Source organism: Pseudomonas sp. LBUM1644 (assembly GCF_059716195.1).
In genome coordinates, this window is the sequence record NZ_CP166812.1 from 3,049,251 (window position 1) to 3,063,810 (window position 14,560).

Genomic DNA, 14,560 nt, shown 5'->3' on the forward strand with positions numbered 1-14,560 from the left:
TAAACCCGCAGACTAGCTCCACATTCAATGTCTGGAGAAGTCTCATGCTCACCTCATTTACTACCTGGTTACGGTTCCTCAGCAAAGTGGATACCTTTGGCGCATCGCTCATGCGACTGGCAATCGGCATCGTTTTCCTGTGGATCGGCGCACTCAAATTCGTCCCATACGAGGCAGATAGCATCACACCGTTTGTCGCCAACAGCCCGTTTATGTCGTTCTTCTACGAACACCCGCAAGAGTACAAGGTTCATCTGACACATGAAGGCGAACTGAACGCGGACAAGCGCGCTTGGCAGACAGGCAATAACACTTACGGATTCTCGACCGGGCTGGGGGTTGTCGAACTACTGATTGGCTTGTTGGTGCTGTCCAACCCGATCTCACGACGCACCGGTCTGCTCGGTGGTGCATTGGCCTTCGGTACGCCGCTGGTGACTTTGAGTTTTCTGATCACCACGCCCGAAGCCTGGGTGGGTGCTCTGGGCGATGCTCAACACGGTTTCCCCTACCTGTCCGGTGGCGGTCGCCTGGTACTTAAAGACGTATTGATGCTGGCCGGCTCTCTTACCGTAATGGCCGACTCCGCACGTCACCTGCTGCGGGAAAGTCGCGCATAAGACGCTGATGCCAAACCTGATCAGTAGGTCTGGATCAACACCTCGCTGGATTATTTCACTCAGCACAATTAAGTCGTGACATCCCTGCTGGTTCTCTTATTGCCCATAGATAGAGAGACTGAACCCAGAAGCAATCGACCCATTTCGGGTTAATGCAGTGTCCATCCAGGGAGTCTCCACATGATTGATGTCGCTCATTCCTGCGACGGTAGCCCTTGGCTGGATACTCCAGCCATGGCCCATACCGAATACGAAGGCGGCTTTTTGTTGCCCCAATTGATGGGAGCGCTGGCTAGCGAATCCAGAACGGCTCCTGTCACGCACAGATCCGGCACGCATCAGAACAAGGCTTCGGTCCTGAAACTGTGCGCCCCGATTTTGCGTGCACTGAAACTTCGTTTTTATCCCCTTTAACGATATTTGGCTGCACGTGTGTTGTGCGACCTTGCAGAGAACTGAGATGACCTACGACTTTGATTTATTTGTGATTGGTGCAGGATCCGGCGGAGTCCGTGCAGCGCGATTTGCCGCAGGATTCGGCGCGAAAGTGGCGGTTGCCGAGAGTCGCTACCTCGGTGGTACATGCGTTAATGTGGGTTGTGTGCCGAAGAAACTGCTGGTCTACGGCTCCCATTTTGCCGACGACTTCGAACAGGCCGAGGGCTTTGGCTGGACCGCCGGCAAGGTGCAATTCGACTGGGAAAAATTGATCTCCAACAAGGACCGCGAGATCGAACGACTCAACGGCATTTACCGCAAATTGCTGGTCAACAGCGGCGTGACCTTGCTCGAAGGTCATGCACGGCTGACCGATGCCCATCACGTCGAAATCAACGGCGAACGTTACAGCGCCGAACGCATTCTGATTGCCACCGGTGGCTGGCCACAGATTCCGGATATTCCAGGTCGCGAGCACGCCATCACCTCGAATGAAGCATTTTTCCTCAAGCAACTGCCCAAGCGTGTACTGGTGGTCGGCGGTGGTTACATCGCCGTGGAATTTGCCGGGATCTTCAATGGCCTGGGTGCGGACACCAGCCTACTGTATCGCGGTGATCTGTTCCTGCGCGGGTTTGATAAATCGGTTCGTACGCATCTTGTGCAAGAGCTGACCAAACGCGGTCTGCAGTTGCAGTTCAACACCGATATCGTGCAGATCGACAAACAGGCGGACGGCAGTCTACTGGCGACGCTCAACGACGGTCGTCAACTGGAGACCGACAGCATTTTCTACGCCACTGGCCGCCGGCCCATGCTCGACAATCTGGGACTGGAAAATACCCGCGTCGAACTCAATGACAAGGGTTACATCGACGTCAACGACAACTTCGAAACCCGCGAGCCATCGATTCTGGCCTTGGGCGATGTGATCGGTCGAGTGCAACTGACCCCCGTCGCCACGGCGGAAGGCATGGCGGTCGCGCGTCGCTTGTTCAAACCAGAGCAATATCGACCAGTGGACTACCGTCACATCCCTACAGCGGTCTTCAGCCAGCCCAACATCGGCACCGTTGGACTGACGGAGGAACAAGCGCTGGAAAATGGCCACAAAGTCGAGGTGTTCGAGAGCCGATTCAAACCGATGAAACTGACCCTCACGGATTCCTCCGAGCAGACGCTGATGAAGCTGGTGGTGGATGCTGTGACTGATCGGGTCTTGGGCGCGCACATGGTGGGTCCCGACGCCGGAGACATCATCCAGGGGCTGGCCATCGCGTTGAAAGCGGGCGCCACCAAGCGCCTGTTCGATGAAACCATCGGTGTGCACCCGACCTCGGCAGAAGAATTTGTGACCCTGCGTACACCTGTCTCTGGCAGATGACGGCAGAAGGCCAATCGAATAGGTTTTTTCAAGAGTATTGCTATGAAAGTCCAATTACCTCGTTACGAAGGCTGGTCGCTGTTCGGTCTGCTGTGTTTGTTGATATTGGTGATGACGGCGTTGATCCTCGCGTTGAATATAGATTTGGTGGAAGGCCTGCGCAGCGCTATCCGCGCCACGGCGCGTACGTCATTTGCTCTTTTTCTCGCGGCGTTCACCGCGTCTGCCTTCGCAGCTCTGGTACCGTCACCGTTTTCAAAAACGCTGGTTCGCGAACGTCGTTTCATGGGTCTGGCGTTCGCGTTCTCTCACCTGTTACATGCGATCCTGATCTACAAGTACGGTCAACTGAACACTGAATTCTGGCCCGGTCGAAGCACCATCACCAACATCCCTGGCACGCTTGGCTATTTATTTATCCTGTTGATGACAATTACGTCCTTCAAGACCACCACACGTCTGATTGGTCGCAAGACCTGGAAGGCCTTGCACGTCACCGGTATGTGGGTGCTGGCAGCAGTTTTTGCTTACTCCAACTTCAAACGCATCGCCCTGAGCGCTTGGTATGTATTGCCGTTTGGCATGATGTTTTCGGCAATTGCCATTCGGCTTGTGGGTAAGCTCGCACAGAAGAACAAACGAAATCAGCCTCGCGCTTTCGCTTGAAATTCGATTTGGTTTGAACGGAGCAGGGGAGTGCGTATGTCGATAAATAAGGTCGTGAACACTCCGTTCACTCATCATTGGATTGGTCTACATTGAATGGGCTTGCCGGGGTTTACGTCACCACCAACGTCGGTTACAGCACCGTCAAATTGACGTTGATCTCCCTCGCGGCTTTCATGCCGCCGTTGCTCCTGTATACCGACAAGCTCGTTTGATGTGTTACAGACTCGGTTCCTCTGGCATCGCAACACTGCTAACAAGCCAGGGGCTCGATAACGGCCATCTATGTTGGAGCAAGCGTCATGAGCCTTACTCTCTACGGTTTTGACGGCAGTCCATACGTTCGTACGGTGAAAATGCTGCTGAAGGAAAAAGGGGCGGAATTCAATCAGTTACAGGTTAACGTGATGAAAGGTGAACCGCATCATCCGGAACACCTCGCACGGAATGCGTTCGGGAAAGTGCCGGTCATCGATCACGACGATTTCAGGGTGATCGAAACCAGCGCGATCATGAGCTATCTGGATGAAGTCCTGCCTGGGACTTCACTGACGCCCAAAACTGCTCGGGACCGCGCCAGGAGCCATATGGCTCAGGCAATCTACGATTCCTATGGTTATGGTTCGATGGTCGCCGTCTTCGGTTATTACCTGTTTCCTGACTTCATTGGCGGGCAGAACGACGCCTCTCGCCTTCAAGGCGTCGAGAAATCGAAACTGGTGCTCAGCGAACTGATGAAGATCAAGGGCAACGATCCGTTTCTGGGTGGGCCCGCATTGAGCATCGGCGACCTTTACCTGGCACCGGCATGTGCTTACTTATCGATGACGCCGGACGCTGAGGAAGTATTTGCCACAAAAGGCTTCGCTGACTGGTGGACACGGATTCAGGAACTGCCCAGCTTCAAGGCCACACCACCGCAATAGTTTGTAGGGTGGCCCAAGAAATTTTGTCCTGCGCAACAACGGTACGACACCCGTCGATAAGCTTGGATCTGACATTCGAAATCCCTCTTTGACGTTTTTACACATCCGCTAGTGAGGTTGTGTAAAAACGTCTTTATGCGACTGGAGTCCAGTTTATTTTTCTCGTCGCACATCATTCCGCTGGAATCACCTTCGGCTGTCTCCTGAGTCCAACCCTACCCATCTTGGTGCGTGGACCCAGTTTGGTGCTTTACATTTCATAACACCGTTTGACATCTCTTTACTCGTTGCCACGACTTCGGACGCTCATAGTTTTCCCTTCTCCTGCTCATAACATGATCAGGTTTCACTGATCTCGTTGCCAGCTCTCGGAGTAAAAAAATGAGCGATAAATCTCCGCTCTCTCATGATGAAGCAACTCGCCGTGGCCTGGTACTGATCGGCCTTGGCGCAGCCATTACCAGCCTGTTGCCAAAATCCGCTAAAGCACAGACTGCTGAGCCGGCAAAGTCCCACAGTGTCACGGCCAATACAATTACAACCAGTGAGGGTGTGGTGCTCTACTACAAGGACTGGGGGCCAAAGAACGGGCCGGTAGTAACCCTCAGTCACGGCTGGCCTCTCGACTCCGACAGTTGGGATGGCCAGGCGTTTTTTCTGGCAAATCAGGGGTTCCGTGTCATTGCTCATGACCGACGTGGGCATGGGCGATCAAGCCAACCGTGGGACGGGAATGACATGGATCATTATGCCGATGACCTGGCCACGGTGATCAATACCCTGGAGCTGAAAAACGCCACAATCATGGGGTTCTCCACTGGTGGCGGCGAAGTGGCTCGTTATGTGGGCAGGCACGGCACATCGCGTGTGGCAAAAATTTGTTTGATATCTGCCGTCCCCCCTCTGATGTTGAAAACTGCTGCAAATCCAGGCGGCTTACCTATCGACGTATTCGACGGCATTCGTGCAGGGATGATCGCTGACCGCTCGCAGTTGTTCAGGGACATTCCGGCGGGGCCATTTTATGGTTTCAACCGGCCAGGGGCCAAAACCTCCCAGGGGATGATCGATTCCTGGTGGCGTCAGGGAATGGTGGGCGGGTTTAAAAACACCTTCGATTCCATAAAGGCTTTTTCGGAAACTGACTTCACCCAGGATCTGAAAAAATTCGATAAACCGACCCTGATCGTCCATGGCGACGATGACCAGATCGTGCCGATCGATGCCGCGGGCCGAGCCTCGAAAAAGCTTGTTCCTAATGCAACCCTGATGGTCTATCCAGGGGCGCCCCACGGATTGACGGAAACCCATAGAGAACAACTGAACAAGGACCTGTTGGCATTTCTACGCAGTTGAAGGTCATAACTGACTGGAGAGAAATCATGTCTGAGAAACTCTACCCCATCGGCAGGCGCTCATTTGTAGTGGGGGCTGTTGCAACCATGGCAGCAGGTGCAATGCCTGCATTCGGCGCCGAAAAAGCTGCACCCGCAGGTCTTGAGAAATACGCCGCTCCGAAAAATCCAGCGCTGCCGAAATCGACTATGAAGCTGGATCTTTCCCGGGCAGCGCTTGTGGTGATCGATCCGCAGATCGACTTCATGAGTTCCAAGGGCCTTGCGTGGCCAATGACGGGGGAATCAGTGACAGAACAGAATCTCGTCCCGAACTTATTGAGCTTGTTCAAGGCCGCCAAAGCGGCGGGTATTACCGTGGCCATTTCACCGCATTACTACTGGGCCACTGATCACAACTGGAAGATCCAGGCTCCCGTGGAAGTCATGCAGCACTCAATGAAACTGTTTGATCGCAAAAGCGCCATCAATCTGGATGGGTTTGCCAACTCGGGAAGCGACTTCATGCCGGAGTTCAAGCCCTATATTGAGGACGATAAAACCTTTGTTTGCTCACCTCATAAACTTTATGGGCCCCAGGTCAACGACTTGACTCTCCAGTTGCGCAAGCAACTGGTCGACCAAGTCATTCTGACGGGGATGTTGGCCAATCTCTGTGTTGAGTCACACATGCGCGAGCTGCTCGAACAGGGGTTCGAAGTGGCGGTGGTGCGTGATGCAGTGGCGGGACCGAAACTTCCTGAAGGTGATGGTTATCTGGCAGCGATAATCAACTACCGGTTCATGGCGAACGCCGTATGGACTACCGAAGAAGTACTCGGAATGTTGGGTGGCAAGGTTTGATTGAACCGTCTGTCACGGGGCTGAATCCGGCCCCGTGGCAGGATGTCCTCGTGGGGTGAGTTTCAATACGCCTTGCTTGTTCAACGAGTTCAGCAATTGTTTTGCAGCACGCAGATCAGCTGAATCAAAGCCCTCGGAAAATCGGCTGTAGACGCGCTGAAGTCGCTGGCCTGCCTCGGCGTCCCGGCCTTGCAAAAGATGCAGACGGGTAAGAGAGATAGCGGTGCGCAGTTCCCAAGCCAAGGCCGATAGGCGTTCGGCGCAAGCCAGTGAGCGATTCAAGTATTGCTCGGCCAAGGCCAGGTCTGGGCTCGGTCGATACGCATACAAGTCTGCGGTCACCCGCAAAATTTCCGGGGTATCGAATGTTTCTCCGACGTTCTCGACCATTTCCAGTGCGCCGCTGGCGATCTCGATCGCATTGTCATATCGGCCTTTGGCCGCAACCCCCTTTGCAAGGCATCTCACAAACATGGTGGTGAGCACCTGATGGTTCTCAATGCTCAGCACGTTCAGGCAGTCATGCAAGAGGTGTATGCCTGCATCCACTCTATCTTGGCCGATCAGCAGAATGCCTTTTAAGCCTATACCCGCGGCATGGTCGTGCTCGAAGGCATTCTCTACAGCCGTCGAGATCAGTTTATCAATGGTCTGTGCGGCATTCTTCCAATCACCCATCCATAAAAAAACTGTCGCCACATAAATGAGCGAAAGGCAGATGGTCGCGGGATGGCGCAAGTTGTAGGCATCACCCAACGCTTGCCGTCCAATTCGGGCAGCTTGGTCGGGGTACCCGCGTAGCCATAAAACTCTAGCCAAAGATGCCAGTGCCCGAATGCGATAGTCATAACCGAAGGAGAACTCGTCCTCGTTCACGAGCGGCGGCTTTACGTCTCGATTCGCTTTGCATGTTCGGAACGAGAACCCCGGCACCCCGGCAGGATTGCCACTGTCTTCCAGCGTCCACTGCATCATGGCGATAATTTTAGATTCAGTAATTCGCGTACTGAGATTTAGATTCTGCCACTGGATTTCATGAGGGCTCCGTATTCCCTCAGGTCCAGGCAGAACAGAATGCTGAGATTGACGAAGCAGGAGGTCGGCTATATTTGCATCAGATTCAATTCCCTTGTGATGGTTGACCGGCAAGGTATGTGGGATGCCTGACTTCCTCATCGGAGGAATTGAACATGGCCAATGCTGCACTTTGAGCGGTGGCGCCCCATTGGCTACTTCGAATCGTGCCGCCAAGGCCCGTTCACTCCACCGCCGACACTCATCAAGCATAGATAAACCGAGGAATAGGGGGGCGGCTGCCGCGGCGAGACGGATGCCGAGCAGCAGGTTGCGATGATTGGAAAACGCCCATTCCAATGCTGAGCAAATGTTCCCCAAGTGCTCAATGTACAGTTGAATTCGCTCGTATTCAGGCAGCGTTTCCCCTGGCACGTTCAGTCGTTCCAGCATTGATAGCAGGTAAATGGCATGACGTTCGATCGTCAAATCCACTTCACCACGGGTACGTAGCTTTTCCAGTGCGTATGCCCGCATTGTATGAGGCAGCTTGTAACGCATCGACCGACCAGCACGCTCAACCAGAATCAAAGATTTTGTGACCAGGCGTCCAATCGCGTCGATAACCAAGGACTCATCGATTTCCGACTTGACGATTGCCGTGACCATTTCCAGGGAAAAAACACCGCTCAGAACCGACAACCGTCGTAGCACCCTGGCTTCGGTTTCAGATAGCAGGTCACAACTCCAATCGAACATAGCCATTAGCGTTTGATGGCGTGGCAGCGCTGTCCGCCTGCCGTCCCAAAACAGGCTGACACGATTATTCAGTAACTCGGCAATGCCCTGGATCCCATAGGCCTCGACTTGGCCAGCTGCCAGTTCTATCGCTAAAGGCATGCCATCGAGTTTGCGACAAATATGCGCAACCATCGGCGCGTCGTTGTCGCTCAGGATGAACGCGTTATCGTTGTTATGAACCCGCTCGACGAGTAATTGCACCGCCGAAAATGTTAACGCGTCCTTTGCCGTCAACCCGCACATCTCTGGCGGACAGGCCAAAGGACACAATCGATGGACATGCTCACCTTCAGCTCGCAATGGCTCGCGACTGGTCACCAGAATGTGTAAATGTTCGGTTTCTCCAAACAGCTTTTCTGCAAGGTAAGTGGCGGCAACGATGACGTGGTCACAGCTATCGAGCACCAGCAGCAACCGTTGCGCACGCAAAAAAGCCATTAGCGCCTGAATAGGGTCCTTCCCCCGACATCGGATACCTAACGCAGACGCCAGAATGCTTGGCAACAAAGCAGGATCGGTAATGGAACTCAGATCCAGGAAAAGAACCAGGCCTCCAAAATGCGTTGCCAAATGATGAGTCACTGCCAGCGCAAGCGTCGTTTTGCCCATACCGCCAGGGCCACAGATCGTCACGAAACGGTGGACTTTGATCAGCTGTGCGATGGCAGGCAGCGTTTCGTCGCGGCCTGCCATTCTTATCAAGCGGGGCGGCAGTGCTCCGATTGAGCACTCGGGTGAAGTCCGCTCACTGTCAGCGTTTGAATCGCGGGAGATGGCGGCTACAAAGCTGTAGCCGCGACCTGGAACATTGGCAATATAGCTCACGTCGTTTTCGGCGCACGACACGGCTTTTCGTAACGCTGAGATATGCACACGCAGGCAGCTCTCATCGACAATCACGTCCTGCCAAACCATTCTGATCAGATCGCGGTTGCTGATCACCTCACCCGCATGTTCGACCAGTGCAATCAGGACGTCGAGGGCGCGGCTTCCGAGTTCAATCGGTTTCCCGTTTTTCAATAACTGTCGTTGGGCAGGGAGCAGATGAAATTGGCCGAAGGTGATCGACTGGGGACGGGGATATTGCGTATCCAGGGAGCTGGTCACTGACCCGTTCATGATCCGCAAGCTCGTGAAGCGTGGCACGGAGGTTTTCGATCAGGTGACTGCGTTAGCGAGTCGATGGCTGATGCGGTATTCATGGGCGTCACTGACGGTGGATGAACTTACCTTGGCTGCTCACTCTGTGGCGTCCGTGACTCAAGTTTCAAGCGTGCCGGTTTGTTATCTCCATATAGGAAATTTTGCTCATCTTGCAGTGTAGGCGCCATGCGGACGTTGGGTGATGTAATTTGTAACTCACCGCTTGAACGAGGCGATGTGCGTCAATGACAGGGGCGAAATAGCTATGCCGGGGCTTGAAGATCCATGGCAAGGACCGAATGTGCAGTCTGAGTTTTGATGTCGTTGCATCATATTTTCTAAGTACTTGTCCTGAACACGACGTCTTCAATTGATCATCGTTTCAGATCAGGCTGCACATTCTAGCGTTATGGTGGCTCAGCCCGTGCTGCAACCACCACCCTCGACCAGGTAGGTCGCGATATGCCGCTCACCTCTGGAGTCTTCATACACCATCTCGGCTTGCACAATCCCGCAGGCCTGGCTGGTGTCGGAGATGCTGATGGTTTTTGCCACATCGAATGGAACGCCGGTGCGCGCAGTCTGTGCGTCATTGGCGGCAAACGCGCTGCCAGCAGCAACGGTCAGGAACAAGGCAATAATGGTTTTCATGGTCTTTTCTCTCGAAATATTGGGTGATAGCCCGCAGCAGTGCGGGCCTGTATCCGCTTAGAAAGGGCGCAGCGGCAGGAATTTGCCGTCGAGGGTGATCACTGCACGGTGGCCGCCTTCCGGGTCTTCGACTTTCTTCATGTTCAGCTTGAAGTTGATCGCGCTGACGATGCCGTCGCCGAACTGTTCATGGACCAGGGCTTTCAAGGTGGTGCCGTAGATCTGGATCATTTCGTAGAAGCGGTAGATCGTCGGATCCGTTGGGACACCCGACAGGCTGCCGCGCAGTGGGATAATTTGCAGGCTTGCTACCGCGTCGGCGTCCAGGTCCAGTTTTTCGCCGATCACTTTGGCAGCGGCTTCAGGCAGTGGATGCTGGCCGAGCAGAGCGGCGGTGACGTATGCCAGGCCAAGGCCGGTGCCCTCAGTCACTTGTTCGAAGGACAGGTTTTTGCGCGCCTTGGCGTCGAGGATTTTCGCGGTCAACTCGAGGCTGGTGTCGTTGTAAGCGTGGGACTGTTGCATGGTGTTTCTCCTATCGGGTTTGCTGGGTGGCGGTTGCCAGGTTGCTGTTGCTTGGGTGTGAAGCAATCTTCTGCCGGTTGCTCGATAGCGTCCAAGACCGATATACAATGCTTCGCATAAGCGGGGCCTATAGAGGGGAGATTCCATGCTGCTACGACACTTGCGCTATCTGTTGGCCGTCGCCGATAACGGCGGCTTCACCCGCGCCGCCGAGGCGCTGCATGTTTCCCAGCCGACCTTGTCGCAACAGATCCGGCAGTTGGAAGAGACCCTCGGCGTTGTGCTGTTCGACCGGACCTCGCGCACGGTAAAACCGACCGATGCGGGGCAGGCCTACATCGAATGTGCACGTCGCGTATTGGTTGAGTTGGAAGCTGGCAAGCGCGCACTGCACGATGTGAAGGATCTGTCCCGCGGCACCCTGCGCCTGGCGATGACACCGACGTTCATGGCGTACCTGGTAGGACCGTTGATGCGCGACTATATGGCTCTCTATCCAAACATCCATCTGGAGATCTTTGAACTCTCCATGGGTGATATCGAAACCGGCCTGGCGGATGATTCACTGGATATCGCCATCGCGTTTGACGATGTAAGAAATGCCGACATCGAAACAATCCCGGCTTTTATGGAAACCCTTGGACTGGTGGTGGGGCGCGATCATCCGTTATACGAATGTAAGAAACCGTTGACCGCCGAGCAGGTCGCTCAACTGGACTTCGCGTTGCTGACTCCCGACTTCGCCACCCGTATCTGTATTGACAAGTACTTCACAGAGGCACGGATCACACCCAAGGTGGTGATCGAGGTCAACTCGGTCAACACTTTGCTGGAAGTCATGCGGCACACGGCGGTCGCCACCATTCTTCCGGAACCCATCGCTACCCAGGACCGAGCCCTGCGCAAGATCGCGCTGCTGGACAAGGGGCCTCTGCGCGGAGCCGCGTTGTTGAGGCGTAAGAACAACTATCACAGTGCGGCGTCAGTCGCCTTTATGGACTTGATGTTGGGAGTGTCGGTGGGGCAGTAGAGTCGGCAAAAACAAAACTGATCATTACGCGTGATGAAATGCTGGATTGTAATTGCTGGTCATTCCGATGTTTACGAGAGGAGGGGAAGATAACTCCATCGACGCGATCACCGGGTCGAACTCAAACAACAATCGGAGAACCTCATGTCCCAGCAAGCGATCAAACTTTATCGTCACCCTTTGTCCGGCCACTCTCATCGGGTCGAACTGATGCTGTCCCTGCTGGGACTGCCAACCGAACTGGTATTGGTGGATCTGATGAAGGGCGCGCACAAAGCGCCTGAGTTCCTGGCTCTCAACCGCTTTGGCCAAGTGCCGGTGATCGATGACAACGGCACCGTCCTGGCAGACTCCAACGCCATCGTGGTTTATCTGGCCGCCAAATATGGCAAGGGCCAATGGCTGCCGAGCGATCCTGTAGAGCAAGCCAAGGTTCAACGCTGGTTGTCGGTGGCCGCCGGTCAAATCAGTTCGGGCCCTGCCACCGCGCGATTGATCACCGTGTTTGGCGCCGGTTATAACGCCGAAGACACAATCAAACGCTCCCATGCCCTGCTTAAGGTCATGGATGAGGAGCTGGGTCAAAGCAAATTCCTGGCCGGCGACAAGCCGACCGTCGCCGACGTTGCTGCTTATACTTATGTGTCCCACGCACCGGAAGGTAACGTGGCGCTGACTGACTACCCGAATGTCCGTGCCTGGTTGAGCAGCATCGAAGCGTTGCCGAACTTCGTTGGCATGCAACGTACCGCTGTAGGCTTGCAAGAGGCTTGACTCGATTCTGAAGGAGCTTGCCGGGAGAATAATTCCGGCCAGCTCCTTTTCATTTGCTTCGCAGTTCTCCCAAAACGCTTTACGTACATGCTGCCAGCCCGACGGCACGTGCGAAAGTCGCTGTAGCCGACGATACTGGCAAACAGGTCTTCCCGCGCAAGCCGCCAGACACCTCGCTGTCCTCTCATCAAGACAGGGTCGCCTATGGATCGTTTTCAAGAAATGCAGATATTCATGGCAGTAGCCGAGGAAGAAGGCTTTGCCGCCGCCGCCCGCCGGTTGAATATCTCTCCCCCCAGCGTGACCCGTGCCATCGCCGCGATGGAAGAGCGAATCGGCACACAACTCCTTTCTCGAACCACTCGCAGCCTGCATCTCACCGAAGCGGGTCAACGCTATCTCGAGGATTGTCGGCGTATCCTCAGTGATATCGACGAGGCGGAGGAGGCGGCTGCCGGTAGTTACTCGATACCCTGCGGACATTTGACCGTGACCGCGTCGGTGCTGTTTGGCGAGCTGTACATCGCGCCGCTGCTGGCCGACTACGTGGACCAGTTTCCCTCGGTGCACCTCAATGCCTTGCTGGTGGATCGTGTCGTGAACATGGCCGACGAGGGTATTGATGTGGCCATACGCATCGGCCATTTGCACGAGACCAATCAGCAAGCTATCAAAGTCGGCGAAGTACGCCAGGTGATCTGCGGTACCCCCGATTATTTCGAGCGCTACGGCAGGCCGCATCATCCCGGTGAACTCAGTACCGCCAACATCGTCATGTCTTCGGCCAGCCATTTGCTGAGCGACTGGCAATTCGTCAACGACGGCAACGCACTGAGCTTTCGATTCGACCCGCGCTTGGTGGTCACCGCCAATCAGGCCGCGATCAATATCGCCAGCCTGGGCTGGGGCGTCACGCGGGTATTGTCCTATCAGGTGGCCAACCAGGTGGCGGCTGGTGAACTGGAATTAGTGCTGGAGGACTTCGAACCGCCTGCGCTGCCCATTCAAGTGGTCTACCTCAAGAGCCCCCGAATACCGGCAAAGGTTCGTACCTTCGTGGATTTTCTCGCGGAGCGTCTCGGCAAGGATTCGGCGCTGCAGGCTGTGGTGAAGGGTTCCAACTGATGGATCGCTACCATGAAATGCTGATGTTCGAAGCGTTATCGGAGCGCCCCAGTCTGGCTGCTGCGGCCCGTCGTCTGGATGTGTCCGGACCTACGGTCGTTCGCGCCATTGCACGGCTGGAGGAACGTCTTGGCGTGCCGCTGTTACTTCGAAGCACCCGCGGGGTGTCGCTGACCGAGGCCGGCGCCGGCTTCATGGCCGATTGTTCACGCATTCTCAGGGCCATCGAAGACGCAGAGGCTTCGGCCAAGGGCTTGCACGTTCAGGCCCAAGGCAATCTCACGGTACTGATGCCTTTGCTGTTCAGCCGTTATGTCATGACCTCGATTCTGACGGACTACATGAGTTTGTATCCCGAGGTAAAAGTCTTTGCGCAATACCATGATCGTTTTCCGAACATGAATGAAGAGGGAATCGATGTAGCGGTGCTGGTCGGCAATCTGCCAAGTTCGTCATTGATCGCACGACAGGTGGGCTATGTTCGCTCGATGGTATGCAGCAGCCCTGCTTATCTGGCTACTCACGGTGAGCCCGGCGTGCCGGAGGATTTGCGAGATCATCGGCTGGTCGCCACGCATGCTTATCGAGACAGGGTCCAGTGGGACTTTCACCACGACGGTGAGGTGAATCACTTAAAAGCCCGGACACGGATCAGTTGCGCGACGGTGCAGGCGGCCATCGATGCAGCCGCTCATGGCGCCGGCATTACCCGTTGTCTGAGCTATCCGTTGTACGAATATTTGAACACTGGGCGATTGCGGCGTGTGTTGCAGCCCTATGAGTTACCGGCGCTGCCGGTACACGTGGTGTACCGCGAAGGGCGCAAGGCCTCGATGCGGGTGCGCAGTTTTGTTGATCACATCGTCGATGGCCTGCGCGAGCATCCGGCCATGCAGCCGGATGCTCTTTGATCCAAAACCCTGTAGGAGCGTGGCTTGCCCGCGAAGTGGCCGGCAACTTCAACAGAGATATCAACTGACCCGACGCCATCGCGAGCAAGCTTCGCTCCTACACGTTATTTAGCGGTGGCAGCTGTTTCAATCAGGCTGGCAACCACCTTCGGATTGGACACCATCACCACATGGGATGCGCCTTTGACTGCGACAGTCTTCTTGGCGTGTGCCCGCTCAGCCATGAACACCTGGGCTGGCGCAGGGATGTTCTTGCCTGAGCTACACACTGATACAAATGCCTGTCGGGCATTTCAGTGAGCGAAATAGTGGATTGTATTTTGTGGTCGTTCTCTGCGCCGCGGTTAAGGCGGA

At 55.1% G+C, this 14,560-nt stretch carries 15 protein-coding genes and 1 pseudogene; 12 read left to right on the forward strand and 4 right to left on the reverse strand.

Annotation, left to right across the window (positions count from 1 at the left end):
• Positions 1-44: 44 nt before the first annotated feature.
• The 8 genes from rclC (at position 45) to ACA052_RS13760 (ending at position 6,232) form a co-directional block, all read left to right on the forward strand.
• Entirely contained in the window at positions 45-620 is a 576-nt protein-coding gene (gene rclC / locus ACA052_RS13725; RefSeq protein WP_497650170.1) for a reactive chlorine resistance membrane protein RclC, read from the forward strand.
• Between the two features lie 180 nt (positions 621-800).
• Positions 801-1,034, forward strand: a complete 234-nt coding sequence (locus tag ACA052_RS13730; RefSeq protein ID WP_497650171.1) for a hypothetical protein — start codon at positions 801-803, stop codon at positions 1,032-1,034.
• Between the two features lie 46 nt (positions 1,035-1,080).
• Positions 1,081-2,442 carry a glutathione-disulfide reductase gene (gene gorA / locus ACA052_RS13735; RefSeq protein WP_497650172.1) on the forward strand — a complete coding sequence of 454 codons (1,362 nt, stop codon included), beginning with the start codon at positions 1,081-1,083 and terminating at the stop codon, positions 2,440-2,442.
• Positions 2,443-2,484: 42 nt separating this feature from the next.
• On the forward strand, positions 2,485-3,108 hold the full coding sequence (locus ACA052_RS13740) for a ferric reductase-like transmembrane domain-containing protein (protein ID WP_497650173.1): 624 nt from the start codon (positions 2,485-2,487) through the stop codon (positions 3,106-3,108).
• A 92-nt stretch (positions 3,109-3,200) separates the two neighbouring features.
• Positions 3,201-3,323: a hypothetical protein gene (locus ACA052_RS13745; protein WP_497650174.1), complete on the forward strand. Its 123-nt coding sequence runs from the start codon at positions 3,201-3,203 to the stop codon at positions 3,321-3,323.
• 87 nt (positions 3,324-3,410) lie between these two features.
• Positions 3,411-4,034, forward strand: coding sequence for a glutathione S-transferase family protein (locus ACA052_RS13750; RefSeq protein ID WP_497650175.1), 624 nt, complete (start codon positions 3,411-3,413; stop codon positions 4,032-4,034).
• A gap of 381 nt (positions 4,035-4,415) precedes the next feature.
• The gene (locus tag ACA052_RS13755; RefSeq protein ID WP_497650176.1) at positions 4,416-5,390 is read left to right on the forward strand and encodes an alpha/beta fold hydrolase; all 975 of its coding nucleotides are present in this window, start codon (positions 4,416-4,418) and stop codon (positions 5,388-5,390) included.
• Between the two features lie 101 nt (positions 5,391-5,491).
• Positions 5,492-6,232 carry a cysteine hydrolase family protein gene (locus ACA052_RS13760; RefSeq protein ID WP_497650320.1) on the forward strand — a complete coding sequence of 247 codons (741 nt, stop codon included), beginning with the start codon at positions 5,492-5,494 and terminating at the stop codon, positions 6,230-6,232.
• Positions 6,233-6,244: 12 nt separating this feature from the next.
• Here the strand turns inward: ACA052_RS13760 and ACA052_RS13765 are convergent, their stop codons facing one another.
• From ACA052_RS13765 to cynS, 3 genes are all read right to left on the reverse strand, one after another.
• Positions 6,245-9,154, reverse strand: a complete 2,910-nt coding sequence (locus ACA052_RS13765; RefSeq protein WP_497650177.1) for an ATP-binding protein — start codon at positions 9,152-9,154, stop codon at positions 6,245-6,247.
• Positions 9,155-9,607: 453 nt separating this feature from the next.
• Entirely contained in the window at positions 9,608-9,841 is a 234-nt protein-coding gene (locus ACA052_RS13770; protein ID WP_497650178.1) for a DUF2790 domain-containing protein, read from the reverse strand.
• A 57-nt stretch (positions 9,842-9,898) separates the two neighbouring features.
• On the reverse strand, positions 9,899-10,366 hold the full coding sequence (gene cynS / locus ACA052_RS13775; protein ID WP_497650179.1) for a cyanase: 468 nt from the start codon (positions 10,364-10,366) through the stop codon (positions 9,899-9,901).
• A gap of 145 nt (positions 10,367-10,511) precedes the next feature.
• Here cynS and cynR point away from each other — a divergent pair, with 145 nt between their 5' ends.
• The 4 genes from cynR to ACA052_RS13795 all read left to right on the forward strand — a co-directional run bounded on the left by cynR (position 10,512) and on the right by ACA052_RS13795 (position 14,206).
• Positions 10,512-11,396: a transcriptional regulator CynR gene (gene cynR / locus ACA052_RS13780; protein ID WP_497650180.1), complete on the forward strand. Its 885-nt coding sequence runs from the start codon at positions 10,512-10,514 to the stop codon at positions 11,394-11,396.
• Between the two features lie 144 nt (positions 11,397-11,540).
• Entirely contained in the window at positions 11,541-12,170 is a 630-nt protein-coding gene (locus ACA052_RS13785; protein ID WP_497650181.1) for a glutathione S-transferase family protein, read from the forward strand.
• 204 nt (positions 12,171-12,374) lie between these two features.
• On the forward strand, positions 12,375-13,295 hold the full coding sequence (locus tag ACA052_RS13790) for a LysR family transcriptional regulator (RefSeq protein WP_497650182.1): 921 nt from the start codon (positions 12,375-12,377) through the stop codon (positions 13,293-13,295).
• A complete protein-coding gene (locus ACA052_RS13795; RefSeq protein ID WP_497650183.1) occupies positions 13,295-14,206 on the forward strand; it encodes a LysR family transcriptional regulator in 912 nt (303 codons plus the stop codon). The genes ACA052_RS13790 and ACA052_RS13795 overlap by 1 nt, the downstream gene beginning before the upstream one ends.
• 104 nt (positions 14,207-14,310) lie before the next feature.
• On the opposite strand, the pseudogene ACA052_RS13800 reads toward ACA052_RS13795, so the two are convergent.
• Positions 14,311-14,460: pseudogene (locus tag ACA052_RS13800) on the reverse strand (alpha/beta hydrolase); the annotation flags it as partial.
• Positions 14,461-14,560 lie beyond the last annotated feature (100 nt).